Source organism: Microbacterium sp. 69-7, assembly GCF_001897985.1.
GTDB lineage: Bacteria > Actinomycetota > Actinomycetes > Actinomycetales > Microbacteriaceae > Microbacterium > Microbacterium laevaniformans.
This window is the reverse complement of record NZ_MKRU01000093.1, coordinates 1-20,811: the sequence shown is the minus strand read 5'-3', so window position 1 is coordinate 20,811 and position 20,811 is coordinate 1. Positions and strand designations below refer to the sequence as shown.

The following is a 20,811-nucleotide window of genomic DNA, read 5'->3' as shown; positions in this document are numbered from 1 at the left end:
CGTGCTCAGGGGCGCACGGGCAACGCCATCGCGCCGGTCATCTCGGCGCCCGGCGAGGCCTCGGTGCGCGCGGGGGGTACGTAGTCGCGCAGTCGTGCCAGCGCCTCAGTGGCCTCGGTCGCGACGACGAGCATGTCGGTGTAGCGGGGGTGCGTGAAGCCGCGGTCGCGCATGTTCGCGACGAACGCGAGCAGCGGGTCGAAGTACCCGTCGACGTTGAGCAGTCCCACCGGCTTGTCGTGGATGCCGAGCTGTGCCCACGTCCACTGCTCGGTGAGCTCCTCGAGCGTTCCCGGGCCACCGGGCAGGGCCAGGAAGGCGTTCGCGCGGTCGGCCATGAGCATCTTCCGCTCGTGCATCGTGTCGACGAGGATCAGCTCGGTCAGATCCTCGTTGACGGCTTCGCGCGCCTGCAGCGCCCGCGGGATGATGCCCGTGACCTCCGCCCCGGCGGCGAGGGCGGCATCCGCCACCGTGCCCATCAGGCCGACGTGGCCGCCGCCGTAGACCAGCGCCATGCCGGAGCGGCCGATCGCCGTGCCGACGGCGCGCGCCGCCTCGACGTAGACCGGGTCGAAGCCCGGGGAGGATCCGCAGAAGACCGTGACCGTGAATCGCGACATGACCAGACGCTAATCCGCCCGTGTTTCCGCTTCGTGCACGGGTGTTTCCGAGCCGTGACAGGTCGGAAACATGGCCTCATTAGCGTGCAGAGCATGTCGCTCCTCGTCACACACGCCCGTCTCATCACCGTTCCGGCCGGAACCGACGACCCGGGCTACATCGAGGACGGTTGGATGCTGGTGGGCGACGACGGCCGCATCGCCGCGCTCGGCGCGGGCTCCCCGCCGGTCGGCACGACCGCGGAGGAGACCCTCGACGTCGCGGGCGCCTTCGTCGCGCCCGGCTTCGTGTCGAGTCACTCGCATCTGTTCACGAGCGGCCTGCGCGGGCTCGGCGTCGCCGACACCCTCTACGGCTGGTGCGACGCGATGCTCGGCACCACCGCCCACATGAGCGCCGATCAGCTCTACTGGGCGACGCTGCACGGCTCCCTCGACTTCCTGTCGAACGGGGTCACCACGGCGTACAACTTCACCGACCCGCTGCAGGCGTGGGAGCCGATGGTCGACGGCAAGCGCACCGGAACCGCGGGCCTGCGGGGCCTCGAGTACCACTGGCGTCAGGCCGAGGGCACGCGGGATTCCGGCATCCGCTTCGTCGACGCCGCCGGCATGGACGTCACCGCCGGAACCCCCGACGAGGTCTTCGACCGGTTCGCCGCCGAGGTCGCCCACACCCGCACGTTCGATGCGGACTACGCGCTCGGCTCGTCGATCATGGGCCAGGTGCAGTGGTCTCCGCACCCGGATGCCGCGGCCTTCGAAGTCGAGGCGATGCGCCGGTACGGCGTGACCAACCAGGCCCACTTCCTCGAGTCACCCGAGGCCGTCGAGCACCAGCAGTCGAAGTTCGCGCTCTACCGCGATGCCGGGGCCCTCGAGCTCGGGCTCGTGTTCGGCCACTTCATCCAGACCACGCCCGAGATCATCGCGCAGTCGGTGGCCGGGGGTGCGGCGATGTCGTGGCAGCCGGCATCCAACGGCCGTCTCGCCTCGGGCACCGCGCTCGTGCCCGAGATGCTCGCGATGGGGATGAAAGTCGGCGTCGGCCTCGACGACCAGGCCTGCACCGACGTGAGCGATCCGTGGCAGAACATGCGCATCGGCATCTACGCACAGCGGGCGCGTACGAAGGATCCGCTGTCGATGATGCCCGAGCAGATGCTGCGCCTGCACACCCTCGGATCGGCCGAGATCATGGGCGTCGCCGACCGCGTCGGATCGCTGGAGGTCGGCAAGTTCGCCGACTTCGTCGTGGTCGATCCGCGCCGCCCCGACGTCGGGCCGCTCTGGCACCCGGTGCGCTCGTACGTGCTGGCGATGAGCCCGCGCAACCTGAAGGCCGTCTACGTCGGCGGTCGTCTCGTGAACGCCGACGGAGTCTCGACCAACCCGCTCGCCGAGGAGGCCTCCGCGAAGGTGCACGAGCTGCCCGCCGCCGTGATCCCGCTCCGCGGCCACCCGCACTGACCCGCCGCCCGCATTGCCCCCCGCCCGGCCGAACTGCAAGGGATGCCGTGCGACACGCGGCATCCGCGCCGTGGCCGACGGCGTGTCGGCCCGCCGGCCTTGCAGTTCGGTTCGGAGGGCGGGGTCAGCGCGGCGCGGCCTCAGCGCCCGGCAGCCATGCCCATGCGGGCCAGCACGATGTTCTCCACGATCTGCACGAGGTTGTAGAGCACGAGCGTGATCAGCGTGATGAGCGCGATCGAGGTCCACAGCTGGGCGAACTGCGCCTGCGCGTTGAACTTCAGGATCGATCCGCCGATGCCCGTGCCCGTCGACAGCCACTCCGCCAGCAGTGCACCGGTCACGGCTCCCGGCACCGACACGCGCGCCGCGGCGAACACCGATGGCAGCGCGCCGGGCAGGTTGACCTTGCGCAGCGCCGTGAACCGGCCGCCGCCGAAGACGTGCACGACATCGAGGCTCTGCTGGCTGGCGCGGCTCAACCCGAACAGCACGTTGGCCAGGGCCGGGAAGAGAACCACGACGGTGCCGATGACGGCGACGGATGCCGGGGTTCCGCGTCCCGTGACGAGGATGATGACCGGAGCGATCGACACCAGGGGAATGGTGCGCAGCAGCAGCACGAGCGGCATGACGCCCGCCTCGATCGCCTTGGACAGGCTGAACGCGATGGCCAGGACGATCGCGACGAGCATGCCGACGACGAATCCGATCCACGCGTCGAGCAGCGTCTGGCCGACCAGCGGGAACATCTGCGCCCGGTTGGCCTCCGCCTTCGGCGCCGTGACGAGGAACGTCCACACATCCAACGGGCCCTTGGCGATGTAGGGCGAGATGCCGGTGAGGCTCACGATCGCCTGCCAGAGCAGCAGCAGCACGAGAAGGGTGATGCCGGCGTTGCCGAGCGAGCGCAGCAGGGTGCGGCGCAGCCCGCGGCGCCGCTCGGCGCGCAGGCGCGCGACGGCGATGGGGTCGGCGGTGCCCACGTGGGATGCCGCGGGTGTTGCGGGGGTCGTGTCGATGACGTGCACGCTCACACCGCCTTTCCGGCCACCCACGGGGTGACGAGTCTGATGAGCAGGCCGAACAGTCCGTAGGCGACGAGGGCGAACACGGCGCACAGCAGGAACACCGACCAGACGCCGGCCGAGTCCAGCTGGCCCTGCAGGCGGATGAGCGTCGGCCCGACGCCCGCCGTGATCGCGCCGAGGTACTCGCCGAGCACCGCGCCGAGGAAGGCGGTCGGCACGGCGATCTGCAGCGCCGTGAGGATCGCCGGAAGGGCGGCGACGAGGCGCACCTTGCGCAGCTGGGTCCACCGGCCGCCGCCGTAGACGCGCACGACGTCCAGCGCCGCCTTGTCGGCGGAGGTGAACCCGAGGATCGCGCCGACCACCGTCGTGAACACGCAGACGAGAGCGGCGAGGAAGATCGCGGTCGCCGACGGGTCGCCGGGGTTCTTCGCGCCACCGAGGACGACGATCGAGATGCCCCCGACCGCGACGATCGGAAGGCAATAGGTGACGACGGCGATCTGGGTGATCACCGTCTCGGTGCGCGGGAAGACGAGCACGACCGTCGCCAGCAGCAGGGCGATGCCGTTGCCCCAGAGGTAGCCGATCGCCGCCGCGGTGATGGTCGGCTGGAACACGCCCCAGGCGCCCGCGATGTTGCCCTGCACGAACAGCCAGTCCACGACCGCCCACGGTGAGGGGACCGGAGTGTAGCTCGTCCCGTCTTGCGGACGGAAGGCGGTCAGCGAGAACAGCCACCACACGCCCACCAGCACGACGGCGCCGACGAGTCCCGCGACCCAGCCGGGCACGCGCACGCGAGCCACGGCTACGCCTCGGCCTCGGCGCGGCCGTCGTGTCCGAACAGCAGTTCGGAGGCGCGGTCCACGAGCGCGTGGAACTCGGGCGTGCGCATCATCTCGGGCGTCCGCGGACGCGGCAGGTCGACCTCGATGATCTCCTTGACCCGTCCGGGCCGCGGTGACATGACCGCGACGCGGTCGGCGAGGAAGATCGCCTCGCTGATGCCGTGCGTCACCAGCAGCGTCGTCGCCGGCTTCTCGGTCCAGATGCGCAGCAGCTCGAGGTTGAGGTTCTGCCGGGTCATGTCGTCGAGCGCGCCGAACGGTTCGTCCAGCAGCAGGACGGACGGCTTCAGCACGAGGGCGCGCGCGATCGACGCGCGCTGGCGCATGCCGCCCGACAGCTGGGCGGGCTTCGCGTCGGCGAAGTCGCGCAGGCCGACGAGGTCGATCAGCTCGTCGACGTAGCCGCGGTCGACCTTGCGACCGGCGACCTCGAACGGCAGCTCGATGTTCTTTCGGATGCTGCGCCACGGCAGCAGTGCGTGGTCTTGGAACGCGATCCCCAGCTCGCTCTTCGCGCGCAGCTGGTCGGGTGTCTCGCCGTCGACGAGCGCGACGCCGTCCGTGGGGTGGTCGAGGGCGGCGAGGATGCGCAGGATCGTGGATTTGCCGCAGCCCGAGGGACCCAGCAGCGCGAGGAACGAGCCCTTGTCGGTGTGCAGGTCGGTGTCCTGCAGTGCCTGCAGCGAGCGTCCGCCGCGCAGCGTGAACGACTTCGAGACCCCGGAGATCTGGATGCCGGTGCCGGCGGCAGATGCGCCGGCACCGGCATCCATCGTGGATGACACGGACATCTCTTTAGGGGAGGTACTTCTTGAGCTCGGGGTGCTCGGCGTAGATCTCGTCGATGATCGACGTGTCGAACAGCTGGTCGGCCGTCAGCTCCCAGCCCGACGCCTTCAGGGAGGCGAGGGTCTGGGCCTTCAGGTCGTCCGAGATCGTGAACAGGCCGTTGGCCTGGGTCTCGTCGGTGGAGATGAGCTTCGCCTGCGCCTCGATGCCGGCCTTGACCTTGGCGGGGTTCAGCTCGCCGAAGGTGAGATCGCCCGCCGCGGCGGAGTCGTTGTAGTGCTTGGTGACGACCGTCACGGTGTCGTCGACGGGCTTGGTGAACGTGTCGGTCCACCCCTTGATCTCCGCGATGAGGAACGCCTTCAGCAGGTCCTTGTGCTCGGCGAGGTACTGGTCGGTGACGGCGTACGACTCGGCGACGTAGGGCAGACCGTTCTCCGCGTACGCGAGGTTGGTGGTTGGGTATCCCGCCATCTCGACCGTGATGGCCTCGTTGGTGAGGTAGGCCATGAAGCCGTCGACGTCACCGTTCATGAGCGGCGTCGGATCGAAGTCGACGGGCACGATCGTCAGCTGGCTCTCCGAGATGCCGTTCGCAGCGAGGAGCGCCTTGAAGACCGAGGCGTTGGAGTCCTGCACGCCGATCTTCTTGCCGATGAGGTCCTTCGGGGTCGCGATGTTGCCCTTGTCCTTCAGCGACAGGATCGTGAACGGGTTCTTCTGGAAGGTCGTCGCGATGATCTTCAGCGGAGCGCTCTGCTCCGACACGGCGGCGCCGACGGATGCGGCATCGGTCAGCGCGACCTGCACCGAGCCGGACAGGAGCTTGGCGACACCCGTGTCGGGGCCCGCGACGCCCGTCACCTTGGAGAAGCCCGCCTGGTCGTAGTAGCCGTTGTCGTAGGCGTAGAACTCGCCCGCGAACTCCTCGTTCTTGATCCACGAGTACTGCACGCTGATGTCGCCGTAGCTGGCGGCCTCACCGGATGCCGAGGGGCTGGCTGCGCCTCCCGCCGACGAGCAGGCGGACAGAGCGAGGGCGGCTGCGGCGGCGACCGCCAGGATGATTCCGCCGCGGCGGCGGGTGGAGCGTGAAGGCATCGGGTCTCCCGGGTGCGGTGTCATGTGCTGTGGATGCAGAACGGGCTGCGGTGATTCTGGAGACGATAGGTGCCTCACATTTCCGGCGTTTGCCCGTTCGTGTTTCGGTGGTGTGACGCGAGGCGCCAGACACGGTCGCGGCGGAACGGCTGCTCGTAGGGACGGGCGCCCAGCGCGCGGGCGATGGCATTGCCGATCGCCGGCGCGACGGGGTTGTACGGCGACTCGCTCATCGACTTCGCACCGAACGGGCCGAGATCGTCGGCGGTGTCGGCGAAGTAGACCTCGGTCTCGGGGATGTCACCGAACTGGGGCACGCGGTACAGCCGGAAGACGGGGGTGGTGACCTTGCCGTCCTCGACCATCACCTCTTCGTACAGGGCGCTGCCGATGCCCTGCGCGACCCCGCCCTCGATCTGTCCGCGACACTGCGCGGGGTTCATCACGAAACCGGCATCCGCCGATTGGATCGACTGCAGGATGCGGACGACACCGGTGCGGGGATCGACGGCGACGCGGACGGCATGGACGTTGAACGCCAGTGAACGGTGCTCACCCCGCTCGCTGCCGTCGGCGGTGAGCTCGCCGTCCGCCGTCAGCTCAGCAAGGGAAACAATGCGAACCGGCGTGTATACGCCGTCGGGCATAAGTCGAGCCTCGGGGGCATCCGTGCCGGTCAGTTCGGCGGCGCGGGCGCGCAGCCGCTCCGCGAGCGCGAGACAGGCGGCGTGGAGCGCCTTGCCCGCGACGGTGATGCCGGCCGATGCGAAGGCGCCCGTGTCGTGGGCGACCGCATCCGTGTCGGCGTGCCAGAGCTCGATGCCGTCGGGGGCGGCGCACAGGTCCGTCACCGCGATCTGGCGGAGAACCGTCGTGGTGCCGTTGCCGAACTCGGCCGTCCCGGCGCGCAGCAGATAGGTGCCGTCGGTGCGGAGCGTGACGCTCGTGTGCGCGATGTGGCCGAACGGCGCCATCGTGGCGATCATCGCCGCCGCGACGCCCTCGCCGACGAGCCACCCCGCGGGGGCCTCGACGCCGTTGCCGCGGCGGAGGGCCGATTCGGCGAGATCGAGGCATTGGTCGAAGCCGTAGCTGCCCCACACCAGGTCGTCGTGCCCCGGGTCGTCCTGCGGCGTCACGGCGTTGCGCCGCCGCAGCTCGAACGGGTCGATGCCCAACCGCTGGGACAACTCGTCCATCGCCGATTCCACCCCGAGCACCACCTGCCCGAGCCCGTATCCGCGGAAGGCGCCGGACGGCACGTTGTTCGTGTACACGACCTCCGCGTCGAGACGCTTCAGGGGAACCCGGTAGATCGTCGTCGATTCGGCGAGGGAGTGGAACATGACGCCGCGGGAGTGGTTGCCGTAGGCGCCGGTGTCGCTCAGCAGATCGATCGCCATGGCGGTGAGCCGTCCGTCGGCGTCGGCCCCGAGGGTGACCGTCACGCGCATCGGATGCCGCACGGCGGCGCGCTGGAACTCGTCGGCGCGGCTGAACTCGAACGCCACCGGACGGCCCGTGCGCAGCACCGCGAGGGCGACGAGATCCTCGGTGAACATCTCCTGCTTGCCCCCGAAGCCGCCGCCGAGGCGCGCGGTGTGCACGCGCACGCGGTCGCGGTCCAGTCCGAAGATGTGCGCGATCTCGTCGCGGGCGAGAAACGGCACCTGTGTCGACGATCGCAGCACGAGGCGGCCGTCGTCGTCGAGCCAGCCGATCGAGCCGTGGGTCTCCAACTGCGCGTGGGTGACCCGCGCGGTCTGCCAGGTTCCGGTCACCGTCACGGCGCTCGCCGACAGTGCGGCCTCGAGCTCGGCGGCGTCGGGGCCGGCGTGCACGCTCGCGATGACGTTGCGCCCGGCCTCGTCGACCCGGTCTGCGGGCGTGCGGTCGGGGTGCAGCAGGGGAGCTCCCGGCCGGCGCGCCTGTTCCGGATCGAAGACGGCGGGCAGCAGCTCGTAGTCCACGCGGACGAGCCTGCACGCCTCATCCGCCGCCTCGGCGGTCTCGGCGACCACCGCGGCGACCCGCTGCCCGACGTGGCGGACCACGTCGTCGAGCATGCGGGTGTCGTCGGGATCGTCGGTGCGGTGCTCGTGACGGCCGGTGGAGTAGCGGACGTCGGGAACGTCGGCGTGGGTGAAGATCGCGACGACGCCCGGCACCGCGCGGGCGGTCGTGGTGTCGATCGCCGTGATCCGCGCGTGTGCGTGCGGGCTCGTCACCAGCCGCAGCACGAGGGCGTCGGCCGCAGGGTGATCCGGCTCGAGGTCGAACGTGAAGCTCTCGTGCCCCTGCGTCAGCCGCGGGCCGGCGGGGGGCGCGACCGAGCGGCCGACGACGGCGGATGCCGATGCCTCCGCATCCGCGTCCGCGCGCCGTGCCGACCGCCCCGTTTCGCGCACCGCGGTCATGATCGCCTCGCGGATCGGGCGATACCCCGTGCACCGGCAGAGGTTGCCCTTCATGCGACGGTCGAGGTCGTCGAGGTCGCTCTCGCAGAGGGTCGAGGCCGTCACGCTCATGCCCGGCGTGCAGAACCCGCACTGGAACCCGAATCCGGTCGCCAGCGCCTCCTGCACCGGATGCAGCTCGTCGCCCGGCGCGAGTCCGGCCGCCGTGGTGACGTGTCGACCTTCGACGCGAACGGCAGGAATGAGGCAGGAGTGCACGGGGTCGCCGTCCAGCAGCACCGTGCACGCGCCGCAGTCGCCCGCGTCGCACCCCTTCTTGACCTCGGTGTGGCCCGTCTCGCGCAGGAGAGTGCGCAGGCACTGGCCGGGACGCGGCTCGGCATCCACCTCGGCGCCGTCGACGACCCACTTCATGCGAGCTCCCTCCGGATGTCCTCCGCGAGTGCGACGGCGACACCGCGACGCCAGTCCGCCGACCCGAGCGGGTCGGTGTAATACCCCGAGGAGTCCTCGATCGCGGCGGCGAGGGTCGCGGCATCCGGCAGCGTAGCGAAGCGCAGCACCGTGGGCCGCCAGGTCGCCGCCGTCACCCCGAAGACGCTGGCGCCATCCGGGTCGACCCGGCCCGTGACGACGGCTCCCGAACGGCCGTGCTCGGCGAGGGCGATCTTGCGCAGCGCGGCGCGGGAGCGCAGCGCCTTCGCCGGCAGGCGGATCGCGCGCAGCACCTCGCCGCGCTCAAGCGAGGTCGTGCCGTTGCCGGTGACGAGCTCGGCGACGGGAAGCTCACGGTCGCCCTCGCCGCTCCAGATCTCGGCGACCCCGTCGAGCCCGACGCAGAGCGCCACCATCGCGCCCGCCGCGAAGGCGCGGCAGATGTTGCCGCCGACGGTGGCGGTGTTCCAGATCTTGAACGAGGCGAGGAGGGCGTTCGCGGCATCGGGGATCATCGCGGCGGCGGTCCACGACGCCGGAGCCTCCCTCGAGAAGGCGACGAGCCGAGCGATGGTGCACGTCGCGGCGATGCGCAGGCCCTCGGCATCGGCGTCGAGGTCGGGCCAGCCCATGCCGGTGAGGTCGACGAAACCGGTCGTTGCCGGCTGCGGCTCGCTCATCAGCCACGTGCCGCCCGCCATGATCGTCTCACCCGGCGCGAGCAGGAGGTCCTCGCGGGTGCGCGCCGTCCGGAACGAGCGCACGCTGGTGATGTCCATGTGCCGCTCCGATCTGTTTCGCGTCCCGTCCGCGGCGTCGGGTGCGCGGACCGGATCGAGTCCGAGTGAAACAGAGTGCCGTTTCGCCCGTGTTTCACGCGCACGCAACAGGCTCGCAACGAGCGGCGATTACGGTGACGACCATGCGCGAGATCCTGTCCCCGGCGGCCCAGTGGGTGCGCGAGGGGCGTGCGTTCGCGATCGCGACGGTCGTCGCGGTCTCGGGCAGCGCGCCGCGGCCGGTCGGGGCGAGCATGATCGTCTCGGATGCCGCAGTGTTCGGAAACGTGTCCGGCGGGTGTGTCGAGGGCGCCGTCTACGAGCGGTGTCTCGAGGCGATCGACAGCGGAGCGGTGTCGGTCGACAGCTTCGGCTACAGCGACGGCGAGGGCCTCGCCGCGGGCCTCACCTGCGGGGGAGCGGTCGAGGTGCTCGTGCGCCCCGTGCTGCCCGGCGGCGCCGCGGCGGCCCAGCTCGCGCTGCTGGCGGAGCGGGATGCCGCCGGCATCCCCACCCGCTTCCGTCTCGTGACGTCGGGCGCTCTCCGTGGGACGGGTGTCGTCGAGCACGGGACCGCTGCCGCGTCGGGGACGGATGCCGCGCCGCACGCCGATGCGATCGTCGTCGAGGTCGGCGCGCGCCCGCGGCTCATCGTGGTGGGCGCCGTGGAGTTCGCCGTCGCGCTCGCCCGCCTGGGTCAGGCGATGGGGCAGCGCGTGAGCGTGGTCGATCCGCGGGAGGTCTTCGCCAACGCCGACCGCTTTCCCGGTGCAGAGGTCGTGGTCGACTGGCCCGACCGCTATCTGGCCGGCGAGCGGCTCGACGGGCCGACGGCGATCTGCGTGCTGAGTCACGATCCGCGACTGGACGTCCCGGCGCTGCGGGTCGCGCTCGGCTCTGCCGCCGACTACGTCGGAGCCATGGGCAGCCGCCGCACCCACGACGACCGCCTCCGCCGCCTCCGCGACGCCGGCGTGCGCGACGCCGAGCTCGCGCGCCTGCGCTCCCCGATCGGCCTCGACCTCGGCGGCGTCTGCGCCGACGAGACCGCCCTGTCGATTCTTGCCGAGATCATCGCCGATCGCCGGGGCGGGTCGGGTGCACGGCTGTCGGTCCTGGCCGGTCCGATCCATGCCGCCGGACGCGGAGGCGCCGTGTCGGCGGTGCGGCCCCCAGTGGGCGCCGCGGTGTGCGCGCCGATCGCCGCCGACGTCGCGGCGTCCGCCGTCGTGCCGTCCGCCGTCGTGCCGTGACGGTCTGCGGCATCGTCCTGGCCGCGGGCGCGGGAACCCGCTTCGGTGGGCCCAAGGCGCTCGCTCGAACGCCCGCGGGCGCACCGTGGGTCGCGCGCGCGGTGGGTGCGCTCCGCGCCGCGGGCTGCGATCCGATCGTGGTCGTGCTCGGTGCCGCCGCCGACGAGGCGCGACGGCTCGTCCCTCCGGATGCCGTCGTGGTGTCCGCCGCCGCGTGGGAGCAGGGGCTCTCGGCATCCGTACGTGCCGGGCTCGACGCCGCCGCCGCGTCGAGCGCGGTGGCCGCGCTGCTCGTTCCCGTCGACGTGCCGGAGCTCCCGGCATCCGCGTGCCGACGGATCATGCGGGATGCCGAGGCGCACGCCCTCCGTCAGGCCGTGTATCGGGGGCGTCCGGGCCACCCCGTGCTGATCGGTCGCGCCCACTGGTCGCAGCTGGCGGACGAGCTGACCGGAGACGCCGGTGCCGGCGCCTTCCTGCGTGCTCACGGCGCCGCGCGCATCGAGTGCGCCGACCTGTGGCACGGCCGCGACCGCGACACCCCCGCCTGACCCCCGCCCCCGCCGCGCCCGCGCGGCACCCGCGACCCAACTGCAAGGGATGCCGCGCAACACGCGGCTCGGCGGCGGGCCTCACCCGCGTGTCGCCCGCCGAGCCTTGCAGTCCGGCATGGCGGCGGCGCTCAGGCCGCGGCGCCCGCGCCCCACCCGAGCTTCGCCCGCGACCGCCCCACGTCGCCGCACCCGCGACCCAACTGCAAGGGATGCCGCGCAACACGCCGCTCGCCGGCGAACCTCACCCGCGTGTCGCCCGCGGGGCCTTGCAGTTCGGCATGGCGGCGGCGGCGATGACAGCGGCGGCGATGGCAGCAGCAGCAGCAGCGGCGGCGGCGCTCAGGCCGCGGCGCCCACCACGGCGGCGATCGCCGAGGTGAAGAAGCCCAGGCCGTCCACGCCCGAGCGCATTGCGTCGGGGGTGTTCGGGCCGAAGCCCGGCTCCACCGCGTGCTCGGGGTGGGGCATGAGGCCGACGACGTTGCCGTGCTCGTTCGTGAGACCCGCGATATCGTCCAGCGAGCCGTTGGGGTTCACGCCGAGGTAGCGGAACGCGACGAGTCCGTCGCCCTCGATTCGCTTCAGCGTCTCGGCCGAGCAGATGTAGCCGCCGTCCGCGTTCTTGAGGGGGATCGTGATCTCCTGGCCGGTCTCGAACGCCGAGGTCCACGCGGTCGACGCGTTCTCCACGCGCAGGCGCTGGTCGCGCCGGATGAACTGCTGGTGGGCGTTGCGGATCAGACCGCCCGGCAGCAGATGAGCCTCCACGAGCATCTGGAAGCCGTTGCAGATGCCCAGCACGGGCATGCCCTTGGCGGCCGCGTCCTTCACCTCGGTCATGATCGGGGCGAGCGCGGCGATCGCACCGGCGCGCAGGTAGTCGCCGTAGCTGAAGCCACCCGGCAGCACGAGCGCGTCGACGCCCTCGAGGTCGTGCGACCCGTGCCAGAGGGCGACGGGCTCGGCGCCCGCGAGGCGGATCGCCCGCTGGGCGTCGCCGTCGTCGAGCGAGCCCGGAAAGGTGATGACGCCGATGCGTGCGGTCATTCGACGACCTCGATGCCCACGACGTCCTCGATCACCGCGTTGGAGAGCACCTCGTCGGCCAGGGTGCGCACCGTCTCGAGGGTCTTTTCGTCGGCGACGTCGACGGTGAGCTCGAAGCGCTTGCCGATGCGGACGGCCGAGAAGCCCTCCACGCCGAGGCGGCCGAGGGCGCCGGCGACGGCCTTGCCCTGCGGGTCCAGCAGCTCGGCCTTGGGCATGACATCGACGACGATGGTGGGCATTCGGTCCTCCTGAGGGCCGCCTGACGGCCGCGGGGTCGTCCCGCCGACGGATGCCGGAGTCGGCGCGCCACGGGAGGGAAGGGGTCGCCCTCAGTCTACGGGCATCCCGCCCTCGGCATCCGTTGCCAGCGCGACGCCGGGCGACGCGGACGCCAGCGAATTGCCACGGCCGCCGTTACGCAACTGTGATCGGCTCATGGGAGCGCTCCCTTGCATTCCTGGGAGCGATCCCATAACGTCATCGGTGTCCGGTGAGAGCGCTCCCATTCCGATAGCGACGCGGTAACGCGGGGAGACGGGAACGCAACCCACGCACCTGAAACACATCCACAAAGGAGTGACACGTGAACACACGCGCACTGCGGCGCATCGGCCTCGTGGCCGGCGTCGCGACCACCTCCGCCCTCGTCCTCGCCGGCTGTGCCGGTGGCGGCGGCGGAGCAGCCACGGCCGACCCCAACGAGAAGGTCACCCTGACCGTTGCGACCTTCAACGACTTCGGATACTCGGACGCCCTGTTCGCCGAGTACACGAAGGAGCACCCGAACGTCACGATCGTGCACAACAAGGCGGCCACGAGCAACGACGCGCGCGCCAACTACTTCCAGAAGCTCGGCAAGACCGGCCTCGCCGACATCGAGGCCATCGAGGTCGACTGGCTGCCCGAGGTCATGAAGTACTCCGACCTGCTCGCCCCCGTTCCCGCCGACCTGAAGAGCCGCTGGCTGGACTGGAAGACCAAGGCCGCCACCGACCCCAAGGGCAACCTCATCGGCTATGGCACCGACATCGGTCCCGAGGGCGTCTGCTACCGCTCCGACCTGTTCGCCGCGGCGGGCCTGCCGACCGACCGCGAGTCGGTCGCGAAGCTGCTCACCGGCGACTGGAAGACCTACTTCGACACCGGTGCCAAGTACACCGCCGCGACCGGAAAGGCGTTCTTCGACTCCGCCGGCGGCACCTACCAGGGCATGATCAACCAGGTCGAGGCCGCGTACGAGAACCCCTCGGACGGCAAGATCACCATCGACCCGCAGGTCGAGACGATCTACAACCAGGTGCTCGACGCCGCCAAGACGCAGTCCGCCCACCTCAGCCAGTGGTCCGACGACTGGATGGCCGGCCTGTCCAACGGCTCGTTCGCGACGATGCTCTGCCCGGGGTGGATGCTCGGTGTCATCTCCGGTAACGCCAAGGACGTCAAGGGCTGGGACATCGCCAACGTCTTCCCCGGCGGCGGCGGCAACTGGGGCGGTTCGTACCTGACCGTCCCCGCCAACGGCAAGAACGTCGCGGCTGCCCAGCAGCTCGCCGACTGGCTGACCAGCCCCGAGACGCAGCTCAAGGCGTTCGCGGCGGCCGGCACGTTCCCGAGCCAGGTCGACGCGATGAAGTCCGACACGCTGCTGAGCTCGAAGAACGAGTTCTTCAACAACGCTCCGGTGGGCCAGATCCTCACCGACCGCGCCAACGCGGTCACCGTCTCGCCCTTCAAGGGCCAGTTCTACTTCCAGATCAACGACGCGATGCAGAAGGCTCTGACCCGCGTCGAAGAGGGAACGCAGGACAAGGCCGCCTCGTGGGCGCAGTGGCAGACGGAAGTCGCCGCCATCAAGTAAGGACGACGGCAGACATGTGACAGCGGGCCCGGGGGACCCTCCCGGGCCCGCTCCCTGCCTCAACCACGAGATCGAAGGACTGAAGAGTGGACACCACCAGAACCTCCACGCGCGTGCGCGGCACCGCCGCCATCGCCGCGCGTCAGCCGAAACGGATCGGCTTCGGCAGCCGGCTGAGCTCGTGGGACCTCAAGCTCTCGCCGTACCTGTACATCTCCCCGTTCTTCATCCTGTTCCTCGTCGTCGGGCTCTTCCCGATCGGGTACACCGCGGTGATCTCCTTCATGGACTGGGACCTGGTGCGAAACTCCGGCACGTTCGTCGGGTTCGACCAGTACGCCACCGTGATCTCCGACCCGAAGTTCTGGGCGGCGCTGCGCAACACCTTCAGCATCTTCCTGCTGTCGTCGGTGCCGCAGCTCATCGCCGCCGTGTTCATCGCGGCGTTGCTGGATCAGAACATCCGCGCCAAGACCTTCTGGCGCATGGGCGTGCTCGTCCCGTACGTCATGGCCCCGGTCGCCGTGGCCCTGATCTTCTCGAACATGTTCGGTGACCAGTACGGCATCATCAACACCTGGCTGAGCAGCATCGGACTGCCTCCCGTCATGTGGCATTCCGACACCTTCGCCAGCCACATCGCGATCGCCACGATGGTGAACTTCCGCTGGACCGGCTACAACACCCTCATCCTGCTGGCGGCGATGCAGGCCATCCCGCGCGACTACTACGAGGCCGCGACGGTGGACGGCGCCGGAAAGGTGCGCCAGTTCTTCGCGATCACCCTGCCGAGCCTGCGCCCCACCCTGATCTTCGTGATCATCACGTCCACCATCGGTGGCCTGCAGATCTTCGACGAGCCGCGCATGTACGACCAGACCGGCACCGGCGGCGCGAACAACCAGTGGCTGACGATCTCGCTCTGGCTCTACGACCTCGGCTGGGGCCAGTGGAACCTGGGCCGCGCCGCCGCGCTGGCCTGGATCCTCTTCATCATCATCCTGGTGATCGGCGTCATCAACCTCTTCATCACCCGCAACCTGGTGCGCGACGAAGGAAGCCGCAACACCCTCACCCGGGCACAGATGCGCGCCGCTCGACGCGCAGCCCGTGCCGCGGTCGCCGCCGATCGCGCGGCGGCATCCGAACCCCGTCGCACGAACGAATCAGCGGAGGTGACGCGATGAGCGTCCTCAACGAACAGGCCGTCCCCGTCGTCGACGACGCGCTGCCGACCCCGGGCCGGGGTGAGAAGAAGCGTCGTCCGCGCCACGTCAAGGGGACCCGCCCGGGCTGGATCGTCTACGCCTGCCTCGCCGCCGTGCTCGTCGGCAGCCTCTTCCCCTTCTACTGGTCGCTGCTGATCGGCTCCGGCGACTCGTACACGATCCGCGACCCCAACATGTCGTGGATCCCGGGCGGCAACTTCTTCGCCAACGCCGCGAAGGTCATGAACGATCCGGCCGTGAACTTCTGGATGGCCCTGTGGAACTCGATCATCAGCTCCGGCCTGATCGCCATCTCGGTCGTGTTCTTCTCCACGCTCGCAGGCTGGGCGTTCGCCAAGCTCACGTTCAAGGGATCGAGCTGGCTGCTCGTCTTCGTCATCGCGACGATGGCCGTCCCCACCCAGCTCGGCGTCGTGCCGCTGTACATCCTGTTCAGCGACATGGGCTGGACCGGTCAGCTCGGCGCGATCATCGTGCCCGCCCTCGTGAGCGCGTTCGGCGTGTTCTGGATGACGCAGTACCTGCGCCAGGCGGTGCCCGACGAGCTGATCGAGGCGGCCCGCGTGGACGGGGCGAGCTCGTTCCGCACCTTCCTCACCGTCGGCCTACCGGCCGCGCGGCCCGCCGCTGCCATGCTTGCGCTGTTCACCTTCGTGTCGGCGTGGAACAACTTCTTCTGGCCGTTCATCGTTCTCGACCGACAGAACCCGACGCTGCCCGTGGCGCTGTCGCTGCTGCAGTCCAACTACTTCATCGACTACTCGATCGTGCTCGCGGGCGTGCTTCTGGCCACGATTCCGCTGCTGATCCTGTTCGTCTTCGCTGGCAAGCAGCTGGTCAGTGGCATTATGCAAGGCGCGGTCAAGGGCTGAGCGCCCGACCGCTTCAGAAAGGTCGACTCATGACAGAGTTCTCCCGCTCCTTCCCGGAGGGCTTCCTCTTCGGCGCGGCCACCGCCGCCTACCAGATCGAAGGCGCTGCTTTCGAGGACGGTCGCACGGCATCCATCTGGGACGCGTTCAGCCGCGTGCCCGGCGCTGTGATCGCCGCCGACAACGGTGATGTCGCGTGCGATCACTACCACCGCTTCCGCGACGACGTGTCCCTCATGAAGGACCTCGGTCTCGACACGTATCGCTTCTCGGTCTCGTGGTCGCGGGTGCGTCCCGACGGGGGGCCGGTCAACCGCAAGGGGCTCGACTTCTACGAGCGCCTGGTCGACGAGCTGCGGGCCAACGACATCCTGCCGTGGCTCACGCTGTATCACTGGGACATGCCGCAGGCGATCGAGGAGAAGGGCGGCTGGACCGTCCGTTCGACGAGCGAGCAGTTCCTCGAGTACGCGCTGAGCGTTCACGACGCGCTGGGCGACCGGGTGCAGAACTGGACGACGCTCAACGAGCCCTGGTGCTCGTCCTTCCTGAGCTACACCGCGGGCATCCACGCGCCGGGCCGCTACAGCGTGACCGATGGCGTGCTCGCCGCCCACCACCTCATGCTCGGCCATGGGGCGGTCGTGCGCGAGCTGCGTGAGCGCGACGCCGATCTGCGCCTCGGCATCACGCTGAACCTCACGGTGGCCGACGCCGTCGACCCCGCGGATGCCGCGGATGCCGATGCTGCCCGCCGCATCGACGGGCAGTTCAACCGGTGGTTCCTCGACCCGATCTTCCGCGGCGCGTACCCCGCCGATGTGATCGAGGACATCCGCGCCGTCGCGCCCGAGGCCATCGACGCGCTCGAGGCGGCGAATCAGCCGGGCGACCTGAACACCATCTCGCAGCCGCTGGACGCGCTCGGGGTGAACTATTACCACGGCGAGTTCGTGGGTGGCGCACCCGACCCGCAGCCACCGCTGCCGGGCGATGCGCCGACCGACCGGCCCGCGGCATCCCCCTTCCCGTCGCACGAGGGCATCTACTGGCACGATCGTGGTCTGCCGCGCACCAACATGCACTGGGAGGTGCAGCCCGAGGGGCTGACGCGTCTGCTGCAGCGCGTCTGGGCCGAGTACGCCCAGCCGGCCGGCACCGCCCTGTACGTCACCGAGAACGGCGCTTCCTACGACGACGAGCTCGTCGTCGAGGACGGCGTCGCCCGCGTCCACGACCTCGAGCGCACGCAGTTCCTGCTCGCCCATCTGGACGCGATCCTCGACGCCGCCGATGCGGGCGTGGACGTGCGGGGCTACTTCTACTGGTCGCTCCTGGACAACTTCGAGTGGGCGTGGGGATACGCCAAGCGCTTCGGGATCGTTCACGTCGATTACGACACCCAGGTGCGCACCGCGAAAGACAGCGCGCTGGAGTATCGTCGGGTCATCGCCGCCCGCGCACTCGACGACGCGGCGGTTCCGGTCTCCGGGGCCGTCCCGCATCCCGGCGCTCCGATCTCGACTCTTCAGAGGTAGCCCGTGACCATCGACACCCCGCGCGTCGCCCCGACGATCGAAGAGGTCGCGGCCGCCGCGGGAGTGTCGCGGTCGACCGTCTCCCGCGTCGTCAACGGCTCCACGGCCGTGAGCCCGGCGGCTCTGGAAGCGGTGCGGCGCGCCATCGCGGACCTGAACTACGTGCCCAACCGTGCCGCGCGCTCGCTCGCGAGCCGCGCCACGATGGCGATCGCATTCGTCGTGCCCGAGGACACCACCCGGTTCTTCGGCGACCCGTTCTTCGCCTCGGTCGTGTCGGGAATCAACACGCGGCTCAGCCGGTCGGAGTACGTGCTCAACCTGATCATCGCGAGCGACGATCCGGGTGACAAGACCTCGGCATACGTGCGCAGCGGCGCCGTCGACGGTGCGATCGTCGTCTCGCACCACACGAGCGACACGTTCATCGACCGCATCGCGCACGTCGTGCCGGTCGTCTACGGCGGCCGTCCCGTACGGGAGCGCGAACGCGACTACTACGTCGACGTCGACAACGTCGCCGGCGGACGCGAGGCGACCGAGTATCTGATCGGTCGAGGCTTCCGCCGCATCGCGACGATCGCCGGCCCTGTCACGATGCCGGCCGGCATCGACCGTCTCGTGGGCTTTCGCGATGCGCTCTCCGCCGCCGGGCTCGAGCCGGTCGCCGAGGAGGACGGCAACTTCACGGCCGACGGCGGCTCGGCCGCGATGCAGCGGATCCTCGATGCGGGAGTGGAGTTCGACGCGCTCTTCGTCGCGAGCGATCTGATGGCTCGCGGTGCGCTCGCGGCGCTCGGACGCGCGGGCATCCGCGTTCCCGAGGACGTCGCGATCGTGGGCTTCGACGACTCGCCCGTCGCGCGCACCGTCAGCCCGCAGCTCACGACGATGCGCCAGCCCTCCCACGAGCAGGGGGAGCGCATGGCCGACATGCTGCTGTCGATCTTCTCCGGCGGCACGCCCGACCGTGTGACGATCCTGCCGACGGAGCTCATCGTCCGCGACTCCGCCTGACCCCGGCATCCGCGGGGCGCCGCGTCGGTCGGCACCGCCCCGCGTCCGTCGATCCGGCGCCGAGCGTCAGCCGACGTTCTCGGGGTCGCCGCCGAGCGGGCCGATGGGCACGATCGGCCCGCCGTCATCCGCGCCGGTCTTGCGCGCCCGGGCGATGGCGTTGCCGAGGTGGTAGATGACGAGAGCGGCCACGGTGCCCAGAACGATGGCGCCGAAGCTGAGCGTTCCGAGGTTCATCGTGAAGCCCGCGATCGCGATGACGAAGGCCACGGCGACCGTGTACTGGTTGACCGGGCGGGAGAAGTCCACCTGGTTGTCGACCCAGATCTTGATGCCGATGACGCCGATGAGGCCGTAGAGCGCGGTCGTCACGCCGCCGAGCACGCCCGCGGGCATCGCGAAGATCACTGCGCCGATCTTCGGGGAGAAGGCCAGCAGGATCGCCACGGTGCCGGCGACCCAGTAGGCGGCCGTCGAGTACACACGGGTTGCGGCCATGACGCCGATGTTCTCGCCGTAGGTGGTCGTGCCCGAGCCTCCGCCCAAGCCCGCGATGGTGGTCGCCAGGCCGTCGGCGATGAGGGCCCGTCCGGTGCGCTTGTTGATCGAGGGATCGCCGGTCATGGTGGCGACGCCACGCACGTGGCCCACGTTCTCGGCGATCAGCACGAGGATCACCGGCAGGAACATCGGCAGCATCACCCACGCGTGCGCGTCGCCGAACGCCGGCAGGTGGAACTGGGGGAGGCCGACCCACGCGGCATCCGCGACGCCGTCCCATTTCACGCGGCCCATCAGCGCGGCCACGACGTAGCCGACGACGACGCCGAGGAAGATCGAGATGCGCCCCAGGAAGCCGCGGAAGAACACGGCGAACAGGATGCAGGCGGCCAGCGTGATGCCGCCGAGCAGCGCGTCCTGCTGGAAGTTCGTCCACGCCACGGGCGCGAGGTTCAGGCCGATGAGCGCCACGATCGCGCCGGAGACGACCGGGGGCATGAGCTTCTCGATCCAGCCGGTGCCGGTGGCCTGCACGAGCAGCCCGATGCCGGCCAGCAGCACGCCGGCGACGAACACGCCGAGCAGGGCCTGACTGATCTGCTCGCCGGTCTCCAGCGCCTTGCCGCCGCCCGGGCCGAGGGCGAGGATCGGCGCGATGAACGCGAACGAGCTGCCGAGGTAGCTCGGCAGGCGATTGCCGGTCAGCAGCAGGAACAGGATCGTCCCGACGCCGGAGAACAGCAGCGTCGTCGACACGGGGAAGCCCGTCAGCAGCGGCACGAGGAAGGTCGCGCCGAACATCGCCACCACGTGCTGGGCGCCGATGGCGATCGTCGCCGGCCATCCGAGCCGCTCGTGCGGTTTGACGACGGCGCCGGGCTCGACGGTGCGGCCGTCTCCGTGGGTGGTCCAGATGGGCATGCTCGTGCTCCTTCTTCGGCGGGGCGGTCGGCCGTGCGGTCGGCGGTGGGGCGGGCGGCGGATGCCCAGGTCAGGCTACCTGGGAGCGGGCTGTGAGCCGCGCACGCGCGCCGTGAAAGAGCGCTCCCCTCTCAGTTGCGCTCGCCCCGCGGCAGATGCTGAGGTGTCACGGCCTGCCGCGTGGCATCGAGCACCGAGGCGACCGACGCCGCCACCACGTCCGGGCGTTTCGACGCGCGGCTACGCCGCGCGCTCACCTCTCCGGTCGCCCCGCGAGCGCAGCGAGTCGAAACGCGCCTCCCCGTCAGTCGGTCAGCTTCTCGAGCAGTTCGCGGTACTTGGCGGCCGTGCGCTCGACGATCTCGGCGGGCAGCTCGGGCGGCGTCCCCTGCCCGTTCCAGGCCGCGGCGAGCCAGTCGCGGACGATCTGCTTGTCGAAGCTCGCCATCCGCTCGGCGGGGGTCGTCCCGCGCGCCCAGGCGGCGGCATCCCAGTAGCGCGACGAGTCGCTCGTGAGCACCT

The 20,811-nt window shown here is 70.3% G+C and carries 19 protein-coding genes; 8 read left to right on the top strand and 11 right to left on the bottom strand.

Annotation, left to right across the window (positions count from 1 at the left end; genetic code table 11):
- Positions 1-5: 5 nt before the first annotated feature.
- On the bottom strand, positions 6-623 hold the full coding sequence (locus BGN98_RS11175; RefSeq protein ID WP_005051679.1) for an LOG family protein: 618 nt from the start codon (positions 621-623) through the stop codon (positions 6-8).
- A gap of 93 nt (positions 624-716) precedes the next feature.
- Here BGN98_RS11175 and BGN98_RS11170 point away from each other — a divergent pair, with 93 nt between their 5' ends.
- The gene (locus BGN98_RS11170; protein WP_288121433.1) at positions 717-2,093 is read left to right on the top strand and encodes an amidohydrolase family protein; all 1,377 of its coding nucleotides are present in this window, start codon (positions 717-719) and stop codon (positions 2,091-2,093) included.
- A gap of 140 nt (positions 2,094-2,233) precedes the next feature.
- Here BGN98_RS11170 and BGN98_RS11165 read toward each other — a convergent pair whose 3' ends face one another.
- The 6 genes from BGN98_RS11165 to BGN98_RS11140 form a co-directional block, all read right to left on the bottom strand.
- The gene (locus BGN98_RS11165; protein WP_288121432.1) at positions 2,234-3,130 is read right to left on the bottom strand and encodes an ABC transporter permease; all 897 of its coding nucleotides are present in this window, start codon (positions 3,128-3,130) and stop codon (positions 2,234-2,236) included.
- Entirely contained in the window at positions 3,127-3,933 is an 807-nt protein-coding gene (locus BGN98_RS11160; protein WP_005051686.1) for an ABC transporter permease, read from the bottom strand. The genes BGN98_RS11165 and BGN98_RS11160 overlap by 4 nt, the downstream gene beginning before the upstream one ends.
- Before the next feature lie 2 nt (positions 3,934-3,935).
- Positions 3,936-4,748, bottom strand: coding sequence for an ABC transporter ATP-binding protein (locus BGN98_RS11155; protein WP_005051688.1), 813 nt, complete (start codon positions 4,746-4,748; stop codon positions 3,936-3,938).
- A gap of 22 nt (positions 4,749-4,770) precedes the next feature.
- The gene (locus BGN98_RS11150) at positions 4,771-5,865 is read right to left on the bottom strand and encodes an ABC transporter substrate-binding protein (RefSeq protein WP_005051690.1); all 1,095 of its coding nucleotides are present in this window, start codon (positions 5,863-5,865) and stop codon (positions 4,771-4,773) included.
- Positions 5,866-5,939: 74 nt separating this feature from the next.
- Positions 5,940-8,696, bottom strand: coding sequence for a molybdopterin-dependent oxidoreductase (locus BGN98_RS11145; RefSeq protein ID WP_288121431.1), 2,757 nt, complete (start codon positions 8,694-8,696; stop codon positions 5,940-5,942).
- On the bottom strand, positions 8,693-9,496 hold the full coding sequence (locus BGN98_RS11140; protein ID WP_288121430.1) for an FAD binding domain-containing protein: 804 nt from the start codon (positions 9,494-9,496) through the stop codon (positions 8,693-8,695). Before BGN98_RS11140 ends, BGN98_RS11145 begins: the two co-directional genes overlap by 4 nt.
- A gap of 143 nt (positions 9,497-9,639) precedes the next feature.
- Here BGN98_RS11140 and BGN98_RS11135 point away from each other — a divergent pair, with 143 nt between their 5' ends.
- The gene (locus BGN98_RS11135) at positions 9,640-10,749 is read left to right on the top strand and encodes an XdhC family protein (RefSeq protein WP_288121429.1); all 1,110 of its coding nucleotides are present in this window, start codon (positions 9,640-9,642) and stop codon (positions 10,747-10,749) included.
- Positions 10,746-11,300 carry a nucleotidyltransferase family protein gene (locus tag BGN98_RS11130; protein WP_036289786.1) on the top strand — a complete coding sequence of 185 codons (555 nt, stop codon included), beginning with the start codon at positions 10,746-10,748 and terminating at the stop codon, positions 11,298-11,300. The genes BGN98_RS11135 and BGN98_RS11130 overlap by 4 nt, the downstream gene beginning before the upstream one ends.
- A gap of 342 nt (positions 11,301-11,642) precedes the next feature.
- Here the strand turns inward: BGN98_RS11130 and purQ are convergent, their stop codons facing one another.
- Positions 11,643-12,350, bottom strand: a complete 708-nt coding sequence (gene purQ, locus BGN98_RS11125) for a phosphoribosylformylglycinamidine synthase subunit PurQ (protein ID WP_036321138.1) — start codon at positions 12,348-12,350, stop codon at positions 11,643-11,645.
- Positions 12,347-12,592, bottom strand: a complete 246-nt coding sequence (gene purS / locus BGN98_RS11120) for a phosphoribosylformylglycinamidine synthase subunit PurS (protein WP_036289123.1) — start codon at positions 12,590-12,592, stop codon at positions 12,347-12,349. Before purS ends, purQ begins: the two co-directional genes overlap by 4 nt.
- Before the next feature lie 344 nt (positions 12,593-12,936).
- Between purS and BGN98_RS11115 the strand changes: the two genes are divergently transcribed.
- The 5 genes from BGN98_RS11115 to BGN98_RS11095 all read left to right on the top strand — a co-directional run bounded on the left by BGN98_RS11115 (position 12,937) and on the right by BGN98_RS11095 (position 18,867).
- Positions 12,937-14,211 (top strand): ABC transporter substrate-binding protein, encoded by a 1,275-nt coding sequence (locus BGN98_RS11115; RefSeq protein ID WP_036289120.1) that lies wholly within the window; start codon positions 12,937-12,939, stop codon positions 14,209-14,211.
- Between the two features lie 86 nt (positions 14,212-14,297).
- A complete protein-coding gene (locus tag BGN98_RS11110) occupies positions 14,298-15,398 on the top strand; it encodes a carbohydrate ABC transporter permease (RefSeq protein WP_036321142.1) in 1,101 nt (366 codons plus the stop codon).
- Positions 15,395-16,312, top strand: coding sequence for a carbohydrate ABC transporter permease (locus BGN98_RS11105; RefSeq protein ID WP_288121428.1), 918 nt, complete (start codon positions 15,395-15,397; stop codon positions 16,310-16,312). The genes BGN98_RS11110 and BGN98_RS11105 overlap by 4 nt, the downstream gene beginning before the upstream one ends.
- A 29-nt stretch (positions 16,313-16,341) precedes the next feature.
- Positions 16,342-17,850, top strand: a complete 1,509-nt coding sequence (locus BGN98_RS11100; protein ID WP_288121427.1) for a GH1 family beta-glucosidase — start codon at positions 16,342-16,344, stop codon at positions 17,848-17,850.
- Positions 17,851-17,853: 3 nt separating this feature from the next.
- Positions 17,854-18,867, top strand: a complete 1,014-nt coding sequence (locus BGN98_RS11095; protein WP_288121426.1) for a LacI family DNA-binding transcriptional regulator — start codon at positions 17,854-17,856, stop codon at positions 18,865-18,867.
- Between the two features lie 66 nt (positions 18,868-18,933).
- Here BGN98_RS11095 and BGN98_RS11090 read toward each other — a convergent pair whose 3' ends face one another.
- Together BGN98_RS11090 and BGN98_RS11085 are read right to left on the bottom strand one after the other, a co-directional pair.
- Positions 18,934-20,289: a uracil-xanthine permease family protein gene (locus BGN98_RS11090; protein ID WP_288121425.1), complete on the bottom strand. Its 1,356-nt coding sequence runs from the start codon at positions 20,287-20,289 to the stop codon at positions 18,934-18,936.
- 304 nt (positions 20,290-20,593) lie between these two features.
- On the bottom strand, positions 20,594-20,811 hold a 218-nt coding region (locus tag BGN98_RS11085; RefSeq protein WP_288121424.1), incomplete at its 5' end, for a phosphoribosylaminoimidazolesuccinocarboxamide synthase.

Bases quoted from the DNA above. Each gene is read 5' to 3' on its own strand.
- BGN98_RS11140 (WP_288121430.1), bottom strand. From the start codon at position 9,496: ATGGACATCACCAGCGTGCGCTCGTTCCGGACGGCGCGCACCCGCGAG.
- BGN98_RS11155 (WP_005051688.1), bottom strand. From the start codon at position 4,748: ATGGATGCCGGTGCCGGCGCATCTGCCGCCGGCACCGGCATCCAGATC.
- BGN98_RS11135 (WP_288121429.1), top strand. From the start codon at position 9,640: ATGCGCGAGATCCTGTCCCCGGCGGCCCAGTGGGTGCGCGAGGGGCGT.
- purQ (WP_036321138.1), bottom strand. From the start codon at position 12,350: ATGACCGCACGCATCGGCGTCATCACCTTTCCGGGCTCGCTCGACGAC.
- BGN98_RS11150 (WP_005051690.1), bottom strand. From the start codon at position 5,865: ATGCCTTCACGCTCCACCCGCCGCCGCGGCGGAATCATCCTGGCGGTC.
- BGN98_RS11090 (WP_288121425.1), bottom strand. From the start codon at position 20,289: ATGCCCATCTGGACCACCCACGGAGACGGCCGCACCGTCGAGCCCGGC.
- BGN98_RS11105 (WP_288121428.1), top strand. From the start codon at position 15,395: ATGAGCGTCCTCAACGAACAGGCCGTCCCCGTCGTCGACGACGCGCTG.
- BGN98_RS11100 (WP_288121427.1), top strand. From the start codon at position 16,342: ATGACAGAGTTCTCCCGCTCCTTCCCGGAGGGCTTCCTCTTCGGCGCG.
- BGN98_RS11145 (WP_288121431.1), bottom strand. From the start codon at position 8,696: ATGAAGTGGGTCGTCGACGGCGCCGAGGTGGATGCCGAGCCGCGTCCC.
- BGN98_RS11175 (WP_005051679.1), bottom strand. From the start codon at position 623: ATGTCGCGATTCACGGTCACGGTCTTCTGCGGATCCTCCCCGGGCTTC.
- BGN98_RS11170 (WP_288121433.1), top strand. From the start codon at position 717: ATGTCGCTCCTCGTCACACACGCCCGTCTCATCACCGTTCCGGCCGGA.
- purS (WP_036289123.1), bottom strand. From the start codon at position 12,592: ATGCCCACCATCGTCGTCGATGTCATGCCCAAGGCCGAGCTGCTGGAC.